Annotated in this window: 25 protein-coding genes and 1 pseudogene; 7 read left to right on the forward strand and 19 right to left on the reverse strand. The window is 70.7% G+C overall.

The annotated features are described in order from the left end of the window. Positions 1-7: 7 nt before the first annotated feature. From O7635_RS03760 to O7635_RS03770, 3 genes are all read right to left on the reverse strand, one after another. On the reverse strand, positions 8-2,005 hold the full coding sequence (locus O7635_RS03760; protein WP_278079002.1) for a thioredoxin domain-containing protein: 1,998 nt from the start codon (positions 2,003-2,005) through the stop codon (positions 8-10). A gap of 144 nt (positions 2,006-2,149) precedes the next feature. Beyond that, the gene (locus O7635_RS03765) at positions 2,150-2,272 is read right to left on the reverse strand and encodes a hypothetical protein (RefSeq protein WP_278079003.1); all 123 of its coding nucleotides are present in this window, start codon (positions 2,270-2,272) and stop codon (positions 2,150-2,152) included. Positions 2,273-2,466: 194 nt separating this feature from the next. Then, positions 2,467-3,357 carry an oxidoreductase gene (locus O7635_RS03770; RefSeq protein WP_278079004.1) on the reverse strand — a complete coding sequence of 297 codons (891 nt, stop codon included), beginning with the start codon at positions 3,355-3,357 and terminating at the stop codon, positions 2,467-2,469. Positions 3,358-3,453: 96 nt separating this feature from the next. On the opposite strand from O7635_RS03770, the gene O7635_RS03775 reads away from it, so the two are divergent. After that, on the forward strand, positions 3,454-4,023 hold the full coding sequence (locus O7635_RS03775) for a TetR family transcriptional regulator (protein WP_278079005.1): 570 nt from the start codon (positions 3,454-3,456) through the stop codon (positions 4,021-4,023). A gap of 11 nt (positions 4,024-4,034) precedes the next feature. Here O7635_RS03775 and O7635_RS03780 read toward each other — a convergent pair whose 3' ends face one another. From O7635_RS03780 to mca, 3 genes are all read right to left on the reverse strand, one after another. Then, the gene (locus O7635_RS03780; protein WP_278079006.1) at positions 4,035-6,560 is read right to left on the reverse strand and encodes a bifunctional diguanylate cyclase/phosphodiesterase; all 2,526 of its coding nucleotides are present in this window, start codon (positions 6,558-6,560) and stop codon (positions 4,035-4,037) included. Positions 6,561-6,820: 260 nt separating this feature from the next. Continuing rightward, positions 6,821-7,069: a hypothetical protein gene (locus O7635_RS03785; RefSeq protein ID WP_278079007.1), complete on the reverse strand. Its 249-nt coding sequence runs from the start codon at positions 7,067-7,069 to the stop codon at positions 6,821-6,823. Between the two features lie 53 nt (positions 7,070-7,122). Continuing rightward, positions 7,123-8,004, reverse strand: a complete 882-nt coding sequence (mca, locus tag O7635_RS03790; protein ID WP_278079008.1) for a mycothiol conjugate amidase Mca — start codon at positions 8,002-8,004, stop codon at positions 7,123-7,125. 163 nt (positions 8,005-8,167) lie between these two features. Between mca and O7635_RS03795 the strand changes: the two genes are divergently transcribed. Both O7635_RS03795 and greA read left to right on the forward strand, forming a co-directional pair. Further along, positions 8,168-8,593, forward strand: a complete 426-nt coding sequence (locus O7635_RS03795) for a DUF4307 domain-containing protein (RefSeq protein ID WP_278085362.1) — start codon at positions 8,168-8,170, stop codon at positions 8,591-8,593. Positions 8,594-8,680: 87 nt separating this feature from the next. Further along, the gene (greA, locus tag O7635_RS03800; RefSeq protein WP_278079009.1) at positions 8,681-9,181 is read left to right on the forward strand and encodes a transcription elongation factor GreA; all 501 of its coding nucleotides are present in this window, start codon (positions 8,681-8,683) and stop codon (positions 9,179-9,181) included. Positions 9,182-9,232: 51 nt separating this feature from the next. Here greA and ilvA read toward each other — a convergent pair whose 3' ends face one another. The 5 genes from ilvA to O7635_RS03825 all read right to left on the reverse strand — a co-directional run bounded on the left by ilvA (position 9,233) and on the right by O7635_RS03825 (position 14,544). Next, on the reverse strand, positions 9,233-10,444 hold the full coding sequence (ilvA, locus tag O7635_RS03805; protein WP_278079010.1) for a threonine ammonia-lyase: 1,212 nt from the start codon (positions 10,442-10,444) through the stop codon (positions 9,233-9,235). Beyond that, positions 10,441-11,169: a DUF4328 domain-containing protein gene (locus tag O7635_RS03810; protein WP_278079011.1), complete on the reverse strand. Its 729-nt coding sequence runs from the start codon at positions 11,167-11,169 to the stop codon at positions 10,441-10,443. Before O7635_RS03810 ends, ilvA begins: the two co-directional genes overlap by 4 nt. Next, the gene (locus tag O7635_RS03815; RefSeq protein ID WP_278079012.1) at positions 11,166-11,864 is read right to left on the reverse strand and encodes a DUF4328 domain-containing protein; all 699 of its coding nucleotides are present in this window, start codon (positions 11,862-11,864) and stop codon (positions 11,166-11,168) included. Before O7635_RS03815 ends, O7635_RS03810 begins: the two co-directional genes overlap by 4 nt. Positions 11,865-11,950: 86 nt before the next feature. After that, positions 11,951-13,351 (reverse strand): amidase family protein, encoded by a 1,401-nt coding sequence (locus tag O7635_RS03820; RefSeq protein WP_278079013.1) that lies wholly within the window; start codon positions 13,349-13,351, stop codon positions 11,951-11,953. Between the two features lie 50 nt (positions 13,352-13,401). After that, positions 13,402-14,544 (reverse strand): cystathionine gamma-synthase, encoded by a 1,143-nt coding sequence (locus O7635_RS03825; protein WP_278079014.1) that lies wholly within the window; start codon positions 14,542-14,544, stop codon positions 13,402-13,404. 23 nt (positions 14,545-14,567) lie between these two features. On the opposite strand from O7635_RS03825, the gene O7635_RS03830 reads away from it, so the two are divergent. From O7635_RS03830 to O7635_RS03840, 3 genes are read left to right on the forward strand one after another with little or no spacing between them, the layout of a single operon-like run. Continuing rightward, complete coding sequence (locus tag O7635_RS03830) at positions 14,568-14,978, forward strand: HIT family protein (RefSeq protein WP_278079015.1); 411 nt, start codon at positions 14,568-14,570, stop codon at positions 14,976-14,978. A 9-nt stretch (positions 14,979-14,987) separates the two neighbouring features. Continuing rightward, on the forward strand, positions 14,988-15,842 hold the full coding sequence (locus tag O7635_RS03835; protein WP_278079016.1) for an NAD(P)-dependent oxidoreductase: 855 nt from the start codon (positions 14,988-14,990) through the stop codon (positions 15,840-15,842). A 19-nt stretch (positions 15,843-15,861) separates the two neighbouring features. Further along, entirely contained in the window at positions 15,862-16,287 is a 426-nt protein-coding gene (locus O7635_RS03840; protein ID WP_278079017.1) for a VOC family protein, read from the forward strand. On the opposite strand, the gene O7635_RS03845 is transcribed toward O7635_RS03840, so the two are convergent. From O7635_RS03845 to O7635_RS03855, 3 genes are all read right to left on the reverse strand, one after another. Then, positions 16,284-16,679, reverse strand: coding sequence for a type II toxin-antitoxin system VapC family toxin (locus tag O7635_RS03845; RefSeq protein WP_278079018.1), 396 nt, complete (start codon positions 16,677-16,679; stop codon positions 16,284-16,286). The genes O7635_RS03840 and O7635_RS03845 overlap by 4 nt on opposite strands. A gap of 2 nt (positions 16,680-16,681) precedes the next feature. Continuing rightward, positions 16,682-16,885, reverse strand: a complete 204-nt coding sequence (locus O7635_RS03850) for a hypothetical protein (protein ID WP_278079019.1) — start codon at positions 16,883-16,885, stop codon at positions 16,682-16,684. Between the two features lie 63 nt (positions 16,886-16,948). Then, positions 16,949-17,275, reverse strand: a complete 327-nt coding sequence (locus tag O7635_RS03855) for a hypothetical protein (RefSeq protein WP_278079020.1) — start codon at positions 17,273-17,275, stop codon at positions 16,949-16,951. A 53-nt stretch (positions 17,276-17,328) separates the two neighbouring features. Between O7635_RS03855 and O7635_RS03860 the strand changes: the two genes are divergently transcribed. After that, positions 17,329-17,907, forward strand: coding sequence for a hypothetical protein (locus O7635_RS03860; protein WP_278079022.1), 579 nt, complete (start codon positions 17,329-17,331; stop codon positions 17,905-17,907). 66 nt (positions 17,908-17,973) lie between these two features. Here the strand turns inward: O7635_RS03860 and O7635_RS03865 are convergent. The 5 genes and pseudogenes from O7635_RS03865 to O7635_RS03885 all read right to left on the reverse strand — a co-directional run. Further along, positions 17,974-18,057, reverse strand: a pseudogene (locus O7635_RS03865) (peptide-methionine (S)-S-oxide reductase); the annotation flags it as partial. Between the two features lie 30 nt (positions 18,058-18,087). Further along, entirely contained in the window at positions 18,088-18,417 is a 330-nt protein-coding gene (locus tag O7635_RS03870; RefSeq protein ID WP_278079024.1) for a nucleoside triphosphate pyrophosphohydrolase family protein, read from the reverse strand. A gap of 87 nt (positions 18,418-18,504) precedes the next feature. Next, a complete protein-coding gene (gene msrA, locus O7635_RS03875) occupies positions 18,505-19,164 on the reverse strand; it encodes a peptide-methionine (S)-S-oxide reductase MsrA (RefSeq protein WP_278079025.1) in 660 nt (219 codons plus the stop codon). A gap of 170 nt (positions 19,165-19,334) precedes the next feature. After that, complete coding sequence (locus O7635_RS03880; protein ID WP_278079026.1) at positions 19,335-20,582, reverse strand: lectin; 1,248 nt, start codon at positions 20,580-20,582, stop codon at positions 19,335-19,337. A gap of 135 nt (positions 20,583-20,717) precedes the next feature. Further along, the gene (locus tag O7635_RS03885) at positions 20,718-22,394 is read right to left on the reverse strand and encodes a VWA domain-containing protein (protein WP_278079027.1); all 1,677 of its coding nucleotides are present in this window, start codon (positions 22,392-22,394) and stop codon (positions 20,718-20,720) included. Positions 22,395-22,672: the final 278 nt, after the last annotated feature.

The raw sequence follows: 22,672 nt of genomic DNA on the forward strand, positions 1-22,672 counted from the left end.
CCCGGGGTCACCGACGGGCGAGCTGCGCGGTGAGGTCCGCCACCGCCGTCGTGGGGCGATCACAGACGAAACCGCGGCAGACGTACGCCGTGGGCGCGCCGTCGAGCAACGGACGATCAGCCAACAGTGGTACGCCCGGCGCGTCCGGCGGCCCGACCAGCACCACGGCGCCCGGCGGGGCGAGCTCGTAGGCGGTCGCCACCAGCGGATCGCCGGTCGGGTCGTCGGTGGTGGCGATGACGATTTCGTAGGGGCCGGAAAGCAGTGCCTCCGCGGTGGCGGCGGCGTACCCGGAGAACCGCGGGTACTGGGCGACGATCGGGGCGACCGTGCCCAGCGCGGCCTCGGCCGCCTCCCGGTAGGCGGGCTCGCCGCTCACCGCGGTGAACGCGGTCAGCGCCGCCGCCAGCGCCGTCAGCCCGGACGGTGTCGCGTTGTCGGTCGGGTCGGCCGGCCGGGTGACGAGCCGCTCCGCGTCGTCGGCGGTGTCGTAGTAGCCGCCGTTGCCGGTCGGGAAGTGCGCCAACGCGGCGTCGAGCAGCGTGCGGGCGAGGTCGAGCCAGCGCGGGTCGAGGGTGGCCTGGTGCACGGCGCAGAACGCCTCGGCCATCGCGCCGTAGTCGTCGAGCACCCCCGGCGGGTCGCCGACCACGCCGTCGCGGGAGACCCGGCGGAGCCGGCCGTCGACCACGTGCCTGTCCGCGATGAGACCGGCCGCCCGGACCGCGGCGCCGAGCGACTCGCCGGTGCCGGTGGCCATGAAATGCTCGACCAGGCCGGTGATCGCCAGGCCGTTCCAGGACGCGACCACCTTGTCGTCGCGGGCGGGCTGCGGGCGCTGGGCCCGGGCCGCCAGCAGGCGCGCGCGGACGTCGGTCCACCGGTCGACCACCGGCGGGTTGGCGTCGTCGATGTCGCGGGCCAGCCGCAGCACGCTGGCGCCCTTCTCGAACGTGCCGGCGGCGGTGACACCGAAGACACCGGCGGCGTACGCCCCGTCCTCCGGACCGAGCGCCTCGACGAGTTGGGCCGGGGTCCACGAGTAGGTGAGGCCCTCCACGCCGTCGGTGTCGGCGTCGAGCGACGAGGCGAACCCGCCTTCGGGGGTGCCGAGGTCGCGGACGATGAACTGTGCCGTCTCGTCGGCGATGCGGCGGGCGAGCGGGTCGCCGGTCAGCCGCCACAGGTGCGTGTAGACGCGCAGGAGCAGGCCGTTGTCGTACAACATCTTCTCGAAGTGCGGCACGATCCACCGGGCGTCGACCGAGTAGCGCGCGAACCCGCCGGCCAGCTGGTCGTAGATGCCGCCGCGGGCCATCGCCTCGCAGGTGTGCCGCACGATCTCGAGCGCCTGCTCGCTGCCGGTGCGCTGGTAGTGCCGCAGCAGGAACAGCAGGTTCATCTGCGGCGGGAACTTCGGTGCGCCGGAGAAGCCGCCGTTCTCGCTGTCGTACTCCGTGGCCAGTTTCTCCGCCGCGGTGTCGAGCATCTCCGCGGTCAGCGGCGCGCTGATCCCGCCGAGCGCCTGCGCCCCGCCGACCGCCTCGACCACCGCGGCGCCCTGGCGCATGACATCGTCGCGCTGGTCGCGCCAGGCTTTGGTGACCGACTCGAGCAGCCGGCTGAAGTTGGCCTTGGGAAAGTAGGTGCCGCAGAAGAACGGCGTGCCGTCGGGCGCCGCGAACACCGTCATCGGCCAGCCACCCTGACCGGTCATCGCCTGGGTAGCCGTCATGTAGACCGCGTCGACGTCGGGCCGCTCCTCGCGGTCGACCTTGACGCTGACGAAGTTGTCGTTCATCAGCTTGGCCACACCGGCATCTTCGAAGCTCTCGTGCGCCATCACATGACACCAGTGACAGGCCGCGTAGCCCACCGAAATGATCACCGGCACGTCCCGCCGTTTGGCCTCGGCAAAGGCGTCGTTTCCCCACTGCCACCAGTCGACGGGGTTGTCGGCATGCTGCAGCAGATAGGGCGACGTGGCGTTGGCTAGCCGGTTCACTTCTCCACCATGGCACATCGGGCCGTCCCACGACCGCCTGCGGCCCGCCGGTCGCTGTGTCGCGCGGTCGGCGCCCTGCCCGCCGTCAAAGTGAGCTGGCCATGGGTCACAGTCCCCTGTCCGCTGTACGAGGTTTGGCGGTGGTCACCGCCGCTGGGTCTCGACCGGGTGGCGTCTGTAGGTGGAGCCGGGTTCGTCGAATTCGAAGCCGTTCTGGTCCAGGGCGTTGAAGATGGTCAGCCAGGATGGTGCGAAGTGGAAACCCACCGCGATGCTGCCGTTGGCGACGTCGCGGCCGACCCATTCGAGCAGCTCGACGCCGCCCAGTTGGCTGCCGGGGAAGCCGGCCAGCCGCGGAAGCGGTTCGGCCCGCCAGGCGATGCGGAAAAGTCAACCACTGCGGCTCCGAACCGCCATCCTCTGCGGACAGGACGCCAAGCCCACGCCGCACCCACAGCCTTTCAGACGACGTGCGGCCGGTCGCGGGACGACGCCAGCTCATAGGACACTCCGGTCAGTCGCTCCGATGTAGCCCACAGGCGAGCACGAAACTCAGGGTCCTGGGCGGCCGCGGGGATCCGGGCCGGCGCCGGGCGGCCGCGGCCCTCGCCGATGCCGTTGGGGGCGTAGTAGGCGCCGCTGGCGATGGTCGGGTCCGTGGCGGCCAGGAGCGACGGACGGGCGGCGTCCGCCGCGCTCTGGCCGGCCAAGGCGACCACACGGTCGGCGACGAAGCGCAACCACGGCGGCACGTGGCGCTGGATGCCGGTCGGTGCCGTGCCCGGGTGGACGCCGATGCTGCGCAACCGGTCGGTGCGGGCCGCGAGTTCCAGGGCGAACGCCACGTTGGCCAGCTTGGACGCGCTGTAGGCCCGCATCGGCCGGTAGCCGCGGTGCAGGTCGAGGTTGTCGAAGTCGATGCGGCCCCGCCGGGCGATCACGGCGCTCACCGTGACCACGCGCGGCGCGGGGGCGGCGAGCAGGGCCGGCAGGAGCAGCCCGGTCAGCGCGAAGTGCCCCAGGTGGTTGGTGCCGAACGTGAGCTCGAACCCGTCGGCGGTCAGCCGGCGCTCGGGTACGGCCATCACACCGGCGTTGTTGACCAGGACGTCGATCCGCGGGTGTTCGGCGCGGACCCGCGAGGCGAACTCCCGCACCGACGCCAGGTCGGCGAGATCGAGCTCGCCGGTGCTGACCCTCGCGGACGGGTGCGTCGCCCGGAGCCGGTGAGCGGCCGACTGGAGCACATCGGCCCGGCGCCCGGCGATGAGCACGTCCAGGCCGCGATCGGCGAGGCCGGCCGCTGTCGCGTACCCGATGCCCGCGGCACCGCCGGTAACGATCGCGATCATGATGACCACTCCTTCGATTGGGCTTGACTAACTAGATAGTTAACCGGGCCGCACCCCAGTCGTCAACTAACCGGTTAGTCAAGTAACCTGAACCACATGCCACCCAGCGGAGACGCCCAGGAGACCCGCCGCCGGCTCGTCGAGGCCGCTTACCGCGAGTTCGCCGCGCACGGCATAGCCGGCGCCCGCGTCGACCGGGTCGCGGCCAGCGCGGGCGTCAACAAGGCCCTGATCTATTTCCACTTCGGCAACAAGGAGGGCCTCTTCACCGCGGTCTTCGAGCAGATCGTCAACCAGACCCTCGCCGAGGCCCCGATGGATGCCGCGAACCTCCCGGAGTACGCGGCCCGCTTGTTCGACGCCGGCCAGACCCACCCCGACGCCCTCCGCCTGGCCACCTGGCACCGCCTCGAGCGCGCTGCCGACCACCCGCCGCTCAGGGCGGTCCTGGACGCCAACCAGTCCAAGATCGACGCGATCGCCAAGGCCCAGGCCGCGGGCCAGGTGACCACCCGCTACACGGCCGCCGAGATCCTGGCGCTGGTCCTCACCCTCGCCAACATGTGGTCGGTGATGACTCCGGAGATGCACCTGGCGGCGCCCAAGGACCCCGCCACCCGCCGCGCGCTGGTCATCTCAGCGGTGGCCACGCTGGTCCAGCCCTGACAACGCGCGGCTCAGGCCGACCCGTCGGCCCGCAGCGGAAAGACCTGCGCCCGCGCCGAGTCCGTCAGCTGGCTCAACACCGCGACGATCTTGTCGGCCGGCATCGGCTTGAAGAAGTGGTAGCCCTGGGCCGCGCCGCAGCCGAGGTTTTCCAGCGCCGCCCGCTGCGCGGCGGTCTCGACGCCCTCGGCGACGACCCGCAACCCCAGCTCCTGCCCGAGCCCGATCGTGAACCGCACGATCGCCGCCGCCTGGGGTGACTCGGCCATCCGCATCACGAAGGACCGGTCGACCTTGACCTCGTCGACCGGTACCCGGGCGAGGAAGGCCAGCGACGAGTAGCCGGTGCCGAAGTCGTCGAGCGCGATCCGGACGCCCAGCTGGCGCAACCCGGCCAGGACCTCGTCGATCACTTCCTGGTCGCTCATCACGACGGTCTCGGTGATCTCGAGGACGAGCCGGTCGGGGCTGACGCCGTGGCGGCGCAGGAGCTCGTTGACGTCGGAGGGCAGGTGCTGGTCGAGCAGGTTGTGCGCCGACAGGTTCACGGCGATCGGCACGTCCATGCCGTGCGCGGCCACGTCGGCGGCGACCCGCAGCGCGCGGTCGATGACGTACAGCGTGAACGCGCCGAGCAGGTCGCTCTCCTCGGCGGCACGGACGAAGTCACCGGGCTTGAGGACGCCCCGGCGGGGGTGGCGCCAGCGGATGAGGGCCTCGACGCCGGTCGGCGCGCCGGTGGTCAGGTCAACCGCGGGCTGCAGCGCGAGCACGAGCTGATCCTCGGCCTCCAGCGCCTCGCGCAGCTCGGACAGCAGCGTCAGCTGGTCGGTGCTGCTCTCGTCGCGGCTCGGGTCGTAGCAGGCCGTGTTGCCGCCGCCGCCCTCCTTGGCCTGGCGGAGCGCGATGTCGGCGCGGCGCAGCAGCTCGGCCACGTTGGCACTGCCGGGCACCGCGACGACGACGCCGGCCGAGGCTTCGACGGCGAGCTGGATGCCCTGCACCTCGGTGGTGGCGGCGACGGCTTCGATCAGCTCGGCGGCCCGGTCCAGCGCCCGTGACGTGGTCATCCGCTCGGCGCCGGCGATCAGCAGCGCGAACTGGTCGCCGCCGAGCCGGCCGAGCAGCTCGCCCTGGCCGGTCAGGGCCTTCATGCGGGTGGCGGTGGCGGCGAGGAGCTCGTCACCGGCGGCGTGGCCGAGGGTGTCGTTGACCGTGCGGAACCGGTCGATGTCGACGACGACCAGCGCCACCGGGTGGTCGCGGCCGAGCCGGCGCAGGGCCGCGTCACCCTGCGCGACGACCGCGGCCCGGTTGAGCAGGCCGGTCTGGGCGTCGTGCACGGCGTCGTACGACGATCGCTCCTGGAGCAGCGACCACGCGCGGTGGGTGACGGCGTCGTGGAGGGCGACGGCCAGTGTGTCGCCGAAGGAGCGCAGCGCGAACTCGTCGCGGGCGGACGGCAGCGTGGGGCGCGGCAGCGCGACCCGGATCTGGCCGACGAGCTGGCCGCGTACGGTGAGCTCGCGCACCAGGGTCGACTCGTCGCCGCCGGTCGCGGGCCGCTCGTCGAGGTCGGTAACGCCGTTGCCGCCGTCGGCGTCGGCGTGGTAGCGCCGCCAGCTGCCGTTCATCCGCACCACGTCGAGGTCGACGCGCTCGGCCACCAGCAGCCGCAGCGCGCCGGCGACGCCGGCCACCGCCACCTCGTCCTCGTCGAGCTTCTTGAGGGCGCTGGTCGCGCCGGCGAACTCCTCCCAGGCACGGCGCTCGTCGGCGGCCCGCAGCCGGTGGCCATAGGTCTGCTGGAGCAGCCACAGCACCGGCGGCAGCAGGAGGAGCCAGCGCGGGTCAGAGTCGACCATCGCGACGGTGGCGAGGCCGACGACGACGTTGCCGATGAACATCAGCAGCTTGTCGTGCAGCGCGCGGACCAGGGTGGCGAAGACCGGAACGCCGTGGACGAGCCGCAGGTAGCAGACGGCGAGCAGGGCGCCGACCAGGAGATAGGTGAGAGCGCCGAGGACCAGGGCGCCGGCCAGCGGCGGGGTGAGCGGCGCGCCGATCGGGTCGGCGAGGCGGCAGGCGACCGTGACGGCCGCGGCGACGGCGACGGTCTGGCTGGCCGCGATGTGCACGACCTCGAGGGGTGTGCGGAGCTTCGCGAAGGTGGCGAGGAGGAGCCAGGCGGCGAGCGCGGCGGCGAACGTGGCGGCCGGCAACCAGCCCGATGGTGCGGCGTAGAGGCCGATGATCAGCGCGGCCTCGCCCCAGGTGACGGATAGTCGCCCGGAGCCGATGCGTAGTCGGAGGCTGGCGAGCTGAGCCAGGGCCATCACGCCGCACGCGATGCCGAACCGGGCGATCGGTGGCAGCGGGTCGCCGGCCGGGATGTGCGCCGGCCAGAGCAGCCCGACCATGGTGGCGACCACGGCGAGCACGACCAGGAGGGCGGTGAACGCGTGCGCCCGGGCGGGCACCTCCGCGGCGCCGGCGCCCCGGGCCACGCGACCCAGGCCGGTGCGCAACGAACTCATCGTCGACTCCCACCCACGGGACCGTGGACGGGACCTGCGCGATGATCGCCAAAGGACAGGTCGCGCCGGGAGCGGCCGGCGATGGTCATCGGCGCCCCCTTCCGCGCACGCCACGGGGAACCCACGTGGGTGCCCACGGCGGAAGGCTAAGCCAAAGATTGAGGGCGCAACAGGGGGCAGACGTCTGGTTTGGCCCTCAATGGGAGTCGTCGTGCCTGGTCAACACCGGATTGCCCAGTCTGGAACGAATCCAGTGCTGGTCAGGATCGGTCATTCTCCTCAGATGGTTTCGCTGCGACAGATTTCGTCGTGGTCGGATCCACGACACTCTCGTCGGGCGCGGGGAACCGCTCGGGCAGCCGCCGGAGGCGGCTGTTCATGTTGCGGATCAACAACACGGTGGCGGTGCCCAACAGAATGATCAGGAGCAGTCCCATGGGGCCGGCCAGACCGCCCTCCCGGGTGTCACCGAAGTTGTTGACCGCGAGCACGTCGACGACCGTCAGCATGGCGGCACACTCCTTCACACCCGGGGGAACCACCCCACGCTACGCTCGCCCGCTCAGCGGGCGCGCACCGCCTCCCGAACGCCCGCGAACAGGTCGGACTCGGGCACCGGGCTGTCGACCAGCGACTTGACCAACTCGAAGTCCTCGGTCGGCCAGACCTTGCGCTGGATGTCGAGCGGCACCTGGAACCAGCCGCCGTCGGGGTCGACCTGGGTAGCGTGGGCGCGCAGGGCGTCGTCGCGGACCTCGAAGTAGTCGCCGCACTCGACCCGGGTGGTGACCCGGTCGCCCTTGTCCTCGCGCTCGTCCCACTTCTCGAGCCACTCGGTGTAGGGCGACTCCAGGCCGGCGGCCAGCAGCGCCTCGTGGGTGGCGAGCAGGCGACCCCGGCTCCAGCCGATGTTGTAGTAGAGCTTGAGCGGCTGCCACGGCTCGCCCAGGTCGCGGTAGCGCTCCGGGTCGCCGGCGGCCTCGAACGCCGCCACGCTGACCTTGTGACACATGATGTGGTCGGGGTGCGGGTAGCCGCCGTTCTCGTCGTAGGTCGTCACGACGTGCGGACGGAACTCCCGCATCAACTTCACCAGCGGCGCCGTGGCCACCTCGAGCGGCTGCAGCGCGAAGCAGCCTTCGGGCAGCGGCGGCAGCGGGTCGCCCTCGGGCAGGCCGGAGTCGACGAAGCCCAGCCAGGCCTGCCTGACCCCGAGGATCGCCCGGGCCGCGTCCATCTCGGCGCGGCGGATCTCGGCGATGTTCTCCCACACGTCGGGTCGGTCGAGCTTGGGGTTGAGCACGCTGCCGCGCTCACCGCCCGTGCAGGTCGCGACCAGCACGTCGACACCCTCGGCGACATAGCGCGCGGCGCTCGCCGCACCCTTGCTCGACTCGTCGTCCGGATGTGCGTGCACGGCCATCAGACGCAACTGCTCTGCCACGGACTGCTCCCCCACTCGTCCCTGCCTCGGACCTGGTCATCCTCGGCTGCGAGGATGGAACCCTGCCATTCTGGCCGATCGCACCGACAAGATTTCGTCGGGACCGACTGCAGAGGTGCTCCCCGTGACCGAGACGCCGACATCAGCCACCTCGGCTGGTCCGCTGCCGACAGCAACCACACCGGCCGCGCCGGTGTTCCCGCCCGGTCGCTACGGCCGCCGGCGGGAGCCCCAGCGCCGCCGCCCGTGGCTGGTCGCCGGTCTCGCCCTGGTCACCGTCGTCGTCGGCGCGCTGGTGGCGGTGCGGCTCTACAAAAACTACGGCGACCCGGCGTACGACGCCCAGGTCGTCAACTACACGGAGATCGACGACTCGGGCCTGACGCTGCGGTTCCGCGTGACGATCCCAGAGGGTGGACAGGCCTCCTGCCTGCTGCGGGCGCGGTCCCGCGACGGCGCGGATGTCGGCAAGCAGGAGATCGTCGTCCGTGACCGGCCCGGCGACGGGACTACAGCGGTCACCCAGCGCCTGGTCACGTCGGCAAGGCCATTCGTCGGAGAAGTCCTGCGCTGCGTACCGGTGGCATAAACGGGTGTTTCGGGCACGACACCCAGCTGTACATCGCTGGTAAGTTGGAAGTTCGTACTTGTCACCCGCCACCCAAGGAGATCGTCTGTGTCCACGACCGACCGCGGGACTCCCGTCACCTGGTTGTCCCAGGACGCGCATGACCGGCTCCAGGCGGAACTCGACGAGCTGATCGCGGCCCGCCCGGTGATCGCCGCCGAGATCAACGCCCGCCGCGAGGAAGGCGACCTGCGCGAGAACGGTGGCTACCACGCCGCGCGCGAGGAGCAGGGCAAGCAGGAGCACCGGATCAGCTACCTCAAGGAGCTGCTGCGCACCGCGCAGGTCGGCGACGCCCCCAAGGCCGACGCCGTCGCCCCGGGCACCGTCGTGACGATCCACTTCGACGACGACGCCGACGACACCGAGACGTTCCTGCTCGGTTCGCGTGAGATCTCCGCGACCACCGACCTGACCGTCTACAGCCCCGAGTCCGCGCTCGGCAAGGCGATCCTCGGGGCGCACAACGGTGACACCGTGACCTACACGGCCCCCAGCGGCGCCGACATCAAGGTCACCGTGGTCAAGTTCGCGCCCTTCGAGGGCTGAGTTCGCGCAACCGGGTCCGCATCCGCCTGGCGGGTGCGGACCCGTGCGGCATCAGGCGAACGAGACGACGTAACCGCTCGCCCGCAGCGCCCCGACCACCTGGTCGGAGTGCTCCGAGCCGCGCGTCTCGACCGACAGCGCCACCTCGACCTCGCCGAGCCGCAGGTGCGGGTTCTGCCGCTGGTGCACGACGTCGACCACGTTGGCGTGCTGGTCGGCGATCTGCGTGAGCAGGTTGGCCAGCGAGCCGGGCCGGTCGGCGCAACGCACCGTGACCCGCAGGAACCGGCCCGCCGCCGCGAGGCCGTGCTCGATCACGCGCATCAGCAGCAGCGGGTCGATGTTGCCGCCGGAGAGCACCGCGACGGTCGGCGGCTCTGCCTCGACCACCCCGGCCAGCAGGGCGGCCACCCCGACCGCGCCGGCCGGCTCAACGACCAGCTTGCCGCGTTCGAGCAGCATCAGCAGCGCGCGCGAGATGTCTTCCTCGGTCACGGTGACGATCTCGTCGACCAGCTTCTCGACGTGCGCGAAGGTGATGTCGCCGGGGCAACCGACCGCGATGCCGTCGGCGATCGTCGAGTAGTTCTCGAGCCGGGTCGGCGCGCCCGCGACGAGGGAGGGCGGGAAGGCGGCGGCCGCCGCGGCCTGCACGCCGATCACCCGCAGGTGCGGGTTGAGCGCCTTGGCCGCGACCGCGATGCCGGAGACCAGCCCGCCGCCACCGACCCCGGTGACGATCGTGCGGACCTGGGGGCACTGCTCGAGGATCTCCAGCGCGACCGTGCCCTGCCCGGCGATCACGTCGTGGTGGTCGAAGGGATGGATGAACACGGCGCCCGTACGATCGGCGAACTCCTTGGCCGCCACCAGCGACTCGTCGACGGTGGCGCCGACCAGCTCGATCGCGGCCCCGTAGCCCTTGGTGGCCGCGACCTTGGGCAGCGGCGCCCCGACGGGCATGAAGACGGTGGCGCTGGCCCCGAGCATCTCCGCGGCCAACGCGACACCCTGCGCGTGGTTGCCGGCGCTGGCCGCCACCACGCCGCGGGCACGCTCCGCGTCGCTGAGCCGGGCGATCCGCACGTACGCCCCGCGCACCTTGTAGGAACCGGCGCGCTGCAGGTTCTCGCACTTCAGCCAGGCCGGACCGCCGAGCCGGGCGCTCAATGGGCGGGAGGGTTCCAGCGGCGTGGTGCGCACGACGCCGGCGAGCAACTCACGCGCCGCCTCGACGTCGGCCAGCCCGACAAGGTCCGTCATGCCCCGATGGTCGCACTTCCCACGCCGCCGGGCGCGCCGGGTGACCCTGAGACACCCGTCACCCGATCTTCCTGCGCCGCGGAGATCCGGGGCACGGCGTAGCCGAACGCGAGCGCGGCCAGCAGAGCGGCTGCGGCGGCCACCGTCATGACGATCGCCACCGTGCGGTGATGGTCGGCTACCAGGTCGACCAGCTCCGGCAGGGTGGCGTCCGGGCTGACCGACGTCGGCACGAACACGCCGGTCAAGCGCGGGACGAGCACCATCAGGACCAGCGCGGCCCACCAGGTGATGGCGGCGGCGGTGACCCGGCGGTCACCGGTGCTCTCGCGGGCGACAGTGCGCATGATCCGGCCGGGAATGGCCACATTGGCGATCGGTACGAACCAGCCGCCGACCGCCCAGCCCGCGCCCATCGTCGACGGTGGGTCAGGAAAAGCGTCGAGGTTCTTCCGAGCCCGCCACAGCCAGATGATCGTCAACACCAGCGCGGCCGGTTGGACGAGCAGGCTCGCCACCATCACGCCCAGCTCGGCCTGGCCGAGCCGCACCGACGTCGCCATCTTGTCCGGGATGACCACGCCGGCGATGCTGATCGCGTAGACCCAGTCGAGGACTGCCGAGAGCACGTACAGGAGGGCGGCCAGGCCCACCAGCACCACCGCGGCCAGCCCGAACGCCCGCACCCGGTACGTGCGGGGCCCCGGCACTACGAACTCATTCACGCGCCGACCGCCGTGCGGTTCTGCTCCTCGTACCAACCGCGGTGGATGCGTTCCTCCTGGGCCCCCGAGATGCGCGGGACGGCGACGGCGAACGCGACCGCGGCGATCACCGCCGCCCCCACCGAGACCGTCAGGATGATCGAGATGGTGAGGTAGTTGTCCATCACCGCGATCACCACGTCGTCGGTCTGGGACGGCTGCACCACGCCGGCCAGCCGGTCGGCGACCGTCGCCAGCACCAGCGCCACCCACCAGATCACGGCGACCGCGCTGACCCAGCCCTCGCGCACGCTCTGGCGCGCCACGTTGGCGACCATCCGGCCCGGCACGACCAGGTTCGCGATCGGCAGGAACCAGCCGCCGATCGCCCAGCCCGGGCTCAGCACCGGTTGGGTGTCGGGGAACGCGTCCAGGTTCTTGCGGGCCCGCCACAGCCAGATCATTGTCAGCACCACGGCGACGATCTGGGCCAACCCGACACCGAGGCCGGCGTACGGGAGCAGGTTCTCCAACGAGATCGTCGTGTCGAGCTGGTCGACGTCACCGTTTGCGGCCCGGCCGGTGATCGTGATGGCCCAGTACAGCGCCAGGTTGGCCAGGTAGGCCAGCGCGGCCAGGCAGACGACGGCCACCGCGGCCACGCCGATGCCGCGTACCCGGTAGGTCTTGTGTCCCTCGTAGACGAACTGGTTCATCGCCGCTCCCCGTGATCTTGAACCGCATGATTCTGCGGTCCGCGCCGGGAGCGGAGATCAACCGGATGGCTCGATGTCGACGCCGATCAGGGGGTGCCGGCCGGGTCGGCGACTCGCGGCCACGAGCGGGCGTGCCGTGGCCAGGGCGCGGCCATCTCGAACTGCCCGGCGATCGCGAGCAGCAGCAGCTCGCTGCCGGGCGGGCCGACCAGCTGCACACCCAGCGGCAGGCCGTCGGGGCGCATCCCGACCGGCACGACCAGCGACGGCAGGCCGGCGAGGTTCCACGGCGCGGCGTACGGCGCGTACCGCAGGCTGGTCAGCAGGTTGGTCCGCCACGACCGGGCCGACCACTGGTCGGCGGCCGGCGGCGCCCCGGCCAGGGCCGGCGTGACGAGCACGTCGACACCGTGGTCGGTGAAGAAGTCGATCGAGCGCTGGCGCCAGGCGTCGCGGTCGTCCTGGCGGACGTAGCCGCGGCGGTTGGCCCAGTCGCCGAGCGCCGCCTGCCGCCGGGTGCGCGGCTGCAGCGCGCCCCGGTCGAGAGCGTCGAACTCGGCGTCACTGGCGGCCGCCGCGAACCAGTGCGCCATGCCCTTCAGGCCGAGCGACACCGGGTAGACGGGGTCGATCGCGGCCACGTCGTGCCCGGCACCGATCAGCAGCTTGGACGCCGTCGCGACGGCCTCGCGGTTGGGCGCGTCCGGGCGGATGCCGGCCACCGGCGACCGGGTCGACACCGCGAACCGCAGCCGGGCCGGCTCGACCAGCTTGTCGGGGTTGCGGCCGGCGAGCACCGCGAACACCAGCGCCGCGTCGGCCACGCTGGTCGCCAGCACGCCGTGCTCCGTGAGCCCCCACCAGCCGTCGGCGCCGAGCTCGCGGGGCACCACGTCGAGGCCCGGCTTGAGCCCGACCAGGCCACAGCAGGCCGCCGGGATGCGGATCGAGCCGAGGCCGTCGTTGCCGTGCGCGACCGGCACCATGCCGCTGGCGACCGCGGCGGCCGAGCCGCCCGAGGAGCCGCCCGGCGTGCGGTCGGTGCGCCACGGGTTGCGGGTCACCGCGGTCTCGTCGTCGGTCATGGCCCACAGCCCGAGCTCCGGCATGCGGGTGATGCCGACCGCGACGGCGCCCGCGCCGCGCAACCGGCGGACCACCTCGTGGTCCTCGGCCGCGACCGGCGTGCTGGCGGCGGCCGACCCGTTCCAGATCGGCGCGCCCGCGATCGCGGTGTTCTCCTTGATCGCGATCGGCACACCCGCCAGCGGCAGGCTCGACAGGTCCTCCAGGACGTCGACCTCTTCCGCCTCGACGATCGCCGCGCCGGCCCGGACGGTCCGGAACGCGGACAGCACCGGGTCGGCGGTGGCGATGTGGTCGAGGTGGTCGGCGACCACCCGGGTCGCGGTGGTGTCACCGCGCCGCACGGCGCGGGCGATCTGGCGCGCGGTCGCGCCGACCCAGCTCGGGACACTCTCAGACACGGGCCACCCTCCCCATCGGGCCGCTGTGGACACCGCAGTGTCTCAATAGGTCAGCCGAGCGCGCGCTCCAGGTCGGCCAGCAGATCGTCGGCCGTCTCGATGCCGACAGACAGGCGCACGAGATCGGCGGGCACCTCGAGCGGCGAGCCGGCCGCGCTGGCGTGCGTCATCCGGCCCGGGTGCTCGATCAGCGACTCCACGCCGCCCAGCGACTCGGCCAGGATGAACAGCTCGGTGCGCTCGCAGATGCGTACCGCCGCCTCCTCGCCGCCCGCCGCCCGGAACGACACCATGCCACCGAACCGGCGCATCTGCTTGGCCGCGGTCTCGTGCCCCGCGTGCGTCGGCAGGCCCGGGTAGAGCACCTCCGACACGGCCTGATGGTTGCGCAGGTACTCCACGACCCGCTCGGCGTTGTCACAGTGCCGATCCATCCGTACGCCGAGGGTCCGGATGCCCCGCAGCGTCAGCCAGGCGTCGAACGGGCCGTTGACCGAACCCATCGCGTTCTGGTGGTACGCGAGCCGCTCACCGAGCTCGTCGTCGCCGACGATCAGCGCGCCGCCGACGACGTCGGAGTGGCCGCCGATGTATTTCGTGGTCGAGTGCACCACCACGTCGGCGCCCAGGCTCAGCGGCTGCTGAAGGTAGGGCGACGCGAACGTGTTGTCGACGACCAGCAGCGCGCCGGCGTCCCGCGCGAGGGCGGCGGTGGCGGCGATGTCGTTGATGCCCAGCAGCGGGTTCGACGGGGTCTCGATCCAGATGACCTTGGTCTGCCCCGGCCGGATCGCGGCCCGCATCGTGTCGATGTGGTGGATGCTGGCCGCCGTCCAGGTCAGCCCCCAGCGCTCGGCCACCCTGGCGAAGAGCCGGAACGTGCCGCCGTACGCGTCGTCGGGGATCACCACGTGGTCGCCCGGCTGGCAGACGGTGCGCAGCAGGGTGTCCTCGGCGGCGAGTCCGCTCGCGAACGCCAGGCCGCGGCGGCCGCCCTCCAGCGCGCGCAGGGCCTCCTGCAGGGCGTCGCGGGTGGGGTTGCCGGAGCGGCTGTATTCGTAACCCTCGCGGGGCTGTCCGACCCCGTCCTGGGCGTACGTGCTGGTCTGGAAGATCGGTGGCACGACCGACCCGGTCCGCGCCTCCGGGTCCTGGCCGGCGTGGATGGCGAGCGTCTCGAAACCGTAGGTCATTGGATGGAGGCTAGTCTTCCTCGGTGGCGGACTGCGTGTTCTGTGGCATCGTGGCGGGCGAGGTGCCCGCGTTCGTGGTCGGCTCGACCGCCGACTGTGTCGCGTTCCTGGATACCCGGCCGGTGTTCAAAGGCCACACGCTGGTGGTGCCGCGTACGCATCTCGTGGTTTTGTCTGATTTGCCGGGCTTGGCTTTGCCCGGATATTTCGGGTTTGTGCAGGAGGTCGACCGGGCCGTGCAGTCCGCGCTCGGCGCCGGCGGCTCGTTCGTCGCCATCAACAACCGGGTCTCGCAGTCGGTGCCGCATCTGCACACGCACGTCGTTCCGCGCACCAAGGGTGACGGTTTGCGGGGATTCTTCTGGCCGCGGACCAAGTACGCGTCCGACGAGGAGGCGCAGGACTACGCGAAGCGGATCGGTGCGGCGCTGTAGTTTCTGCTGATGACCACTCGAGTCGTCGTCACGGGCGGCAGCGGCAAGTTGGGGCGGGCGGTGGTGCGCGATCTCGTCGCGCACGGCTACGAGGTGCACAACATCGACCGGACGCCGTCACCCGACCCGGTGGCGCCGTACACGCGGATTGATCTCGGTGATTATGGGCAGGTCGTCGAGGCGCTGGCCGGGATCGAGGACCGCTATGCGGCGGTCGACGCGGTCGTCCACCTGGCCGCGATCCCGGCGCCGGGCCTGACCGGCAACGCGGCCACGTTCACCCACAACATCACGGCGACGCACCACGTCTTCGCCGCCGCCCGCGCCGCCGGCATCACCAATGTGGTGTGGGCGAGCAGCGAGACCCTGCTGGGCCTGCCGTTCGGCGAGGTGCCGCCGCCGTACCTGCCGGTCGACGAGGAATATCCGGCGCGGCCCCAGTCGTCGTACGCCCTGGCGAAGCATCTCGAAGAGCAGATGGCGGCGCAGTTCTGCCGCTGGAACCCGGGCTTGAAGATGATCGGCCTGCGCTTCTCGAACGTGATGGAGCCGGCGGACTACGCGGCGTTTCCGTCCTATGCGGACGATCCGGTGCTGCGGAGCTGGAACGCCTGGTCCTACATCGACGCCCGCGACGGCGCCCAGGCGGTGCGGCTGTCGCTGGAGCTCGACGCGACGGGGATGGACATCTTCGTGATCGCCAACGCGGACACGGTGATGCCGCAGAAGTCGGCCGACCTGGCGGCGCAGGTCTTCCCTTCCATCCCGATCACCCGGGACGTCGGGTCGCACGGGACTTTCCTGTCGATCGAGAAGGCGCGGCGGGTGCTCGGCTATTCGCCGCAGCACAGCTGGCGGGGGTAGCACCGTGGCTGTCCGGCGCATGGACAACGTCTTGATCGTGGTCTCGGACCTGGACGCCGTGATCGCCTTCTTTGTCGCGCTGGGGATGGAGCTGGAGGGCCGCGGCCCGGCCGAGGGCCAGTGGGTGGAACGCGTCATCGGCATCGACGACGTGCGGCAAGAGGTCGCGATGCTCCGCACCCCGGACGGCCAGGGCAAGGTGGAACTGGCGATGTTCCACGAGCCGTCGGCAGTCCGCTCCACGCCGGTGGACGCGCCGGCGAACACGCTGGGGATCCGAAGGATCATGTTCGCGGTGGACGACGTCGAGGACACGATCGCCCGCCTACGCCGACACGGCGCCGACCTGGTGGGCACGGTGGAGCGGTTCGAAGACCTCTACCTGCTCTGCTACGTCCGCGGCCCGGAAGGCATCATCGTCGGCCTGGCCCAGGAACTTCGCTAAACGAGCGCCAACCCGTGGTGTTCGGCGAAGTCGGCGTAGTCCTTGGTGTTCAACGTGGCGAGCGGAAGACCTTCGGTCAGACACGAAGCCGCGATCCAGGCGTCGTTGATCGGATGCATCCGACCACGACGCCTGCCGGCGGCCGACAGGCGACCCCAGGTGCGGGCGGTCTCCCACGTCCCGTCAATCGTGAGGCAGCGGGACATGAAGGCTTCCAGCGCGCCGAGATTGCGTGGGCTCCAATCGCGCATCGCGGCCCATTGAGTCAGCTCGCCGACGGTCACAAACGTCAGACACCAAGCGGACGCCGTCAACCGGCCGGCGAGCCGGCCATCGAGCTTGCCACGAAAGACATGCGAAGCGACGTCAGTGTCGAGGACGACGTAGCGCACGGTCACACCAGGTTGGCGTGGCGCTCCGCGTATACGTGCCCTAGGAAGGCAGCTAGTTCGGCGTCGGTGTCGAAGATGTCGAAGTTGGCCATGTCAGCGACCTCGGCGACCGGAACGATCCCGCGACGTCGAGCCTGCTCATCGAGCGACTCCCGGTGGGCCGGATGCCCGGGCCGACCGGCGAAGCGCGTGGCTTCGGTAGACATGTGTCACACCTCCATGGCTCAGTGTGACAGCTCCGGACCGGATCCGGTGCCCCGCGGCAGTGCTTAGGTCAGGCCGTAGAGATTTCCGAGGTCGAGCAGGTAGTGGCCGAGGACCTGATCGCGCTCGAGGTCGAGGATCAGCACGAGGAACACGTTGGCGGTCTCGCATCGGATGAGGACGTGCTGGCAGTCCGTCGCCGGCATCGTCCAGGCGTAGGAGACCGTGCCGGACGAGAAGTCGTGGCCGTCGCAGTCGTCCTGCGGAATCGACTCGAAGTAGTCCCAGAAGTCGAACGGCGGCGCCTCGTCCGGCCCCACCTCCACCGGGTGCGGGTCCATGGTCGCCCGGTATTCCGACTCGGTCAGCAACGCCATGACCAACCTTGACACGCACCACCTCCTCCGCGAGCGCCCACCCGCCCGGCCCGGTGCACCATGGAGCGGTGCTGAACGACGCCGACTTGCCCACGTGGTCTCAAGGCGCTGTCGCGGAGGCCAGGAACTCGATTTCTCGGTTCGGGTGCCTGCGGGCAAGGCTGAGCCTCGTCGATCCTGCCGTTGGCGGTCGCCGGCACCCGGTCTTCGCCGGTTGGCGGGTCGCGTGGAACATCGGCAACAGGGCCGACGGTCAGCGGCCGGACAACGACGCGATCGTCCTGCCCGAGGGCTCCTCGTCGATCAGTCCAGGTGGGGCCAGCATGGTGCTGGTCGTCCCGATCTACCCCAATCGCTGGGTTCACGTTGAGTCGGGAGACGTCCTGCGGATGAGGGATGGAAACCGGATCATCGGGTCAGCCACCGTTGTCGATCGAGTGGCGCCGACCAATGAACACCTCGTTGGACGATGGCCGCCCTTCACCATCGTCCGCTTCCTCCACGACCTTGAAGGGTTCCCGGCCGGGACTACAGCAACGATCGTCGACGTCTTCGCTGACGGCTACGAGGTCGAGATCGAAGGCGAGTCCGGTGAGACAACGGGCCTGGCCTTCGTCGGCGACGATGACCTTGAATGGCGCGGATGATCCGGAGCGGCACGCTCAATGCGCCTGGCGCGGATCCTCGAACCCGCGCCAGGCCAATGGCGGCGGCTACGCCGTCCTGGCCACGCCCACCGGGCAGGTCATGCCGTTGGGGCCGTGGTTGCAGTAGCCGTACGGGTTCTTCGACCCTGGCGGACGATGCGGTGCTCTCCCCCTCGTTGGTCAGCGGTTGTCGCCGCTGCCACCCAACAGACCACGGCTCTGGCGACTTGCCAGCTTGGCTAGATTGCCGGTCGCGATGTCGTCCAGCGAAAGATCGAGATAGTCGGCGAGCACCGCCAGATACCAGAGCACATCACCGAGTTCCTTGGCGATGTCGACCCGGTCGATCCGCGACTCCTCGCTGTCGAGGTCTCGAACCCACTTCTTGAACTTCTCGGCGACCTCACCGGACTCGCCGACCAGGCCGAGGACCAGGTGGAGCAGTTCGTTCTTCTTGTCACGAGGAGCGGCAGTACGCAGGGCGGCGCGCTGATAGTCGTCAAGGTCCATGGCGGATCAGTATGGAGCACCTTCTCCGCTGTCCAGTCGAAGGCGAGTCTGGCGCGGATCCAGGGACCCGCGCCAGGCATGGAAGGGTTACGCCGTCCTCGCCACGCCCACCGGGCAGGTCATGCCGTTGGGCCCGTGGTTGCAGTAGCCGTACGGGTTCTTCGAGTCCGACAGGTACTGCTGGTGGTAGTCCTCGGCGTAGTAGAAATCGGTGAGCTTGCCGATCTCCGTCGTGATGTCGCCGCGGCCCGTCCCTCGGACGATCGGGTTGAAGGCGTCCCGGGACGACTGGGCCGCGGCCAACTGCTCGTCCGTCGTCACATAGATCGCCGAGCGGTACTGGGTGCCGACGTCGTTGCCCTGGCGCATGCCCTGGGTCGGGTCGTGGTTCTCCCAGAAGACCTTGAGCAGGTCCTCGTACGCGATCCGACTCGGGTCGTAGACCACCTGGACCACCTCGGTGTGGCCGGTGCCGCCGGAGCAGACCTCTTCGTAGGTGGGGTTGGGCGTCTGGCCGCCCGCGTAGCCGGCCGCCGTCGAGATCACGCCCGGCAGCGTCCAGAACAGGCGCTCGGCGCCCCAGAAACAGCCCATGCCGAAGACGGCGACCTGCGCGCCCGCGGGCCACGGCCCGGTCATCGGCGTGCCGAGCACGACGTGCTGGTCGGCGACCGGCATCCCGAGCGGGCGGCCCGGAAGCGCCGCACCCGGCGCTGGCAGGTCGTTCTTCATTCGACGCAGGAACACGGTGGTACTCCTCTCGTTCCGCCATGTGTAACACCGCGACCATCGCGAGCCTTACCCGCGACGGCGAGGTCGGACCGGGTGCGACGAACGAGGAGGAAGGACAGAACGAAGGGGCCCACCCAGGACGGAAATGGGCCCCTTCGTCCGAAGCGGTCGGGCGGGCAGCGGATCTAGCTGCGCGACCACTTCTGGTTGGCACCGCCGGTGCAGTCCCAGATCTGCAGCCGGGTGCCGTTGGCCGAGCTCACCCCGGTGGCGTCCATGCACTTGTTGGACTGGGGGTTGCGGATCTCACCGGCGCTGTTGAGCGTCCAGCGCTGTGCCCCGCTGCCGTTGCAGTCCCAGATCTGCAGCTTGGCGCCGTTGGCCGTGGAGCCGCTCGGCACGTCGAGGCACTTGCCGAGCGCCCGCACGGAGCCGTCGGAGTTCCAGGTCCAGTTCTGCGCGTTGGTGCCGTTGCAGTCCCAGAGCTGCACCGCGGTGCCGTTGGCGGAGTTGGCGCCCGACACGTCGACGCACTTCCCGCCGTAGCCGGTGATCCGGTTGCCGCCGGTCGGTGGCGGGTTGGTCGGGCCGCCGCCGCCCGGGACCTCGTAGACGCGGACGTAGTCGACCGTCAGCGACTGCGGGAACTGCGTCGAACCGTCGGGGTAGCCGGGCCAGAGGCCGCCGACCGCGACGTTGAGGATCATGAAGAAGTTGTGGTCGAAGACCCAGCGGTCGCCGCCGAGGTCGGCCGGGGTGCGGCGCTGGTACTCGTTGCCGTCCACGTACCAGATGATCAGGTTGGGCGACCAGTCGACGGCGAAGGTGTGGAACGCGTCGGCGAACGCCCCGCCGATCGTGTAGCCGGCGCCGATGCCCTCGCCACCCGAGTAGCCCGGGCCGTGGATCGTGCCGTGCACCGTGTTGGGCTCACGGCCGATGTTCTCCATGATGTCGATCTCGCCGCTGGTGGGCCAGTTGACCGGGGCGCCGAGCATCCAGAACGCCGGCCAGATGCCCTGACCGCGCGGGATCTTCATACGGGCCTCGAACCGGCCGTACGTGCGGCTGAAGGTGCCGTTGGTCAGGATCCGGGCCGACGTGTACTGGCACGTGCCGTAGTGACACTGGAAGTTGGACGGGTTCTCCCGCCGGGCGGTGATCACCAGGTTGCCGGCGCCGTCCATGGCGGCGTTGCGCGTGCTGTTCGTGTAGTACTGCTGCTCGTTGTTGCCCCAGCCGCTGCCGCCGATGTCGAAGCGCCACTTCGACGAGTCGACGGCGCTGCCGGCCGGTCCGTTGAACTCGTCGGACCAGACCAGCGGGCCGGGTGCTGGAGCCGCACTGGCGGGCCCGGCGAGCGGCACGGTCAAAGCCGTTGCCACCAGGAGGGCGCTCGCCGCCGCGGCGATCAAGGTGCGGGGACGGAGCACGACGATCACCTCATCAGCGCAAGAGAAAGAGACGGGCGTAACTATCTGGAAACCTGTCAGATAGACGAACGTCGTGTCAAGAGAGCGCTCTCGCAGAGGTGCCAGAATTTTCTGGCGACCGGGACCGCCCGGGAATCAGCCGTGCAGGCCGCCGGCCGCGACGTGGATGAAGACCGCGGACACCTCGTTGGCGTTGGCCAGCGTGTCGACGTAGCCGTCGGCCGGCTCGAGCGCCTTCTCGAGCGCCGCCGACGAGTCCTTCGTCTCTTCGCCGTCACCGAAGACGACCACGCTGAGGCTCACCGGGCGCTCGTCGTCGTGGGCCGCCTTGAGCTCGGCGCTCAGGGCCGGCAGGTCCAGCTTCGAGTCGCTGTCCTCGTTGCGCCCGTCGGTGAAGATCAATACCCGATTGGGTACGTCCTTACGGGCGTTGTCCTGCGCGCTCTTGTACGCGGCGAGGATCGTCTCGTAGAGCCCCGTACCGCCGGAACGGGTCGTCAGCTGCTTGCAGGCCTCGAGCGTCCGCTCCCGGTGCGACGGGGTCAGCGACTCCGCCGGCAGCACCTCGCGGTAGTCCCGCGGCGGGTCGAGCTGCACCCCGAACTCCCAGAGGCCGAGCCGGCTGTCGTCGGGGAGCAGGTTCTCCAGTTCCTGGCATCCGTCGGCGACGAGCTCCATCAGCGAACGGTTGGAGCCCGGCGCGGGGTCGTTCATGGAGCCCGACACGTCGACCACCACCAGGAGGTCGGTCTGCCGGTCCTCGGAGTACCAGGTGGCCAGCACGTGGTCGACGTGGTGCGCGCCGAGGAACGGCATCATCTCGGCGGCCAGCAACGGCAGCTGCTCGGCGCCCGGCGGTGGCTCCTCGGGCTCGCCGGAGCGCGCGGTGCGCAACCCGGCCGCGGCGATCGCGTCGACGCCCTCGGGCCCGGCGAGCGCGTCGAGCAGCCGGCTGAGCCCGGCGGCCCGCTCCTCGTCGGCCAGTGCGGCGTTGGTCGGGAACCAGGTGTAGCGCAGCGCCACCCGCCAGTCCTTGCCGGCCAGCACCGCACCGTCCTTGCGGAGCTTGCCCAGCTGCGGGACCAGCGCGTACTCCGGGATCAGCCCGACCTCGCCCGGGTTCTCGGGCAGCGCGATGCCGCCGCCGCGAATCGTGCGGGACTTCGCGTAGGCCCGGGACAGCACCTGGGCCGACGCGTCCATGCCCGCCTGGTCCCAGACGGTCTCGGCCATCGAACCCGCACCGACCATGCCGTCGCCGGACGTGCCGGGCTCGCGGATCACCATCTTCACGGTCGCGTCGGTGTCGAGCAGGGTGGCCAGCGCGAGCCACGAGTCGCCGGCGGAGCGCAGCTTCGCGGCGGTCGCCCCGTCGGTGACCATGTAGATCGGGCTGTCGGCGACGACGGTGCCCGCCCCGCCGGTGCCGATGGTGTTCTCCGGGCCGAGCCGGGCCAGGTCGAGCGTCGGCGCCGTGCCCACCCACGACGTGTCGTCGGGGATCCACAGGTCGGCGCCGGTCTGCCGGACCGTGTCGGGGGCGGCGCGGCCGTCGGCGATGACGATGTCCATCCGGACGCACTCGTCGCCGTCGGCCAGCTTCGGCGCCATCGCGGTCAGCACCGGCGCGAACGACGAGGCGGTGACCACCTTCAGCTTCTTGCCGCACGGTGACCCACCGCCCGAGAGCGCCGACCAGCCGTCGCTGCGGACGACGACGATCCCGGCGGCGACCAGGGCCGGCAAGCCGAACAGCAGGAAGGTGAGCACGGTCCAGCGGACGACCCCGGAGCGGGCCGCGTGCTTACCCATCACGTTGTCCTATCCCCCCTCGACCGCGGCCCGGACCGTCCCCCAACGCCGGCCACTCACGCCGCTACCCGCGGTTACTGCTCACATTTGATCTTTATTCCTGCGCTAAAAGTGGCATATGACCCAGAAAAAACCGTTGCTGCGCACCTCGTCGCGTGGATAGCGTGGCCATACACGGGAAAGGAGGTGGTCCAGCTTTGTATAGCACTGGGACTCGTGAGGTGGCTGCCCGCTAGCCGCTGTCCTTGACAGTTTCCGTTCGTCGAGACCGTGTGGCA

Source organism: Asanoa sp. WMMD1127 (genome assembly GCF_029626225.1).
In the GTDB taxonomy this organism is placed as follows: domain Bacteria; phylum Actinomycetota; class Actinomycetes; order Mycobacteriales; family Micromonosporaceae; genus Asanoa.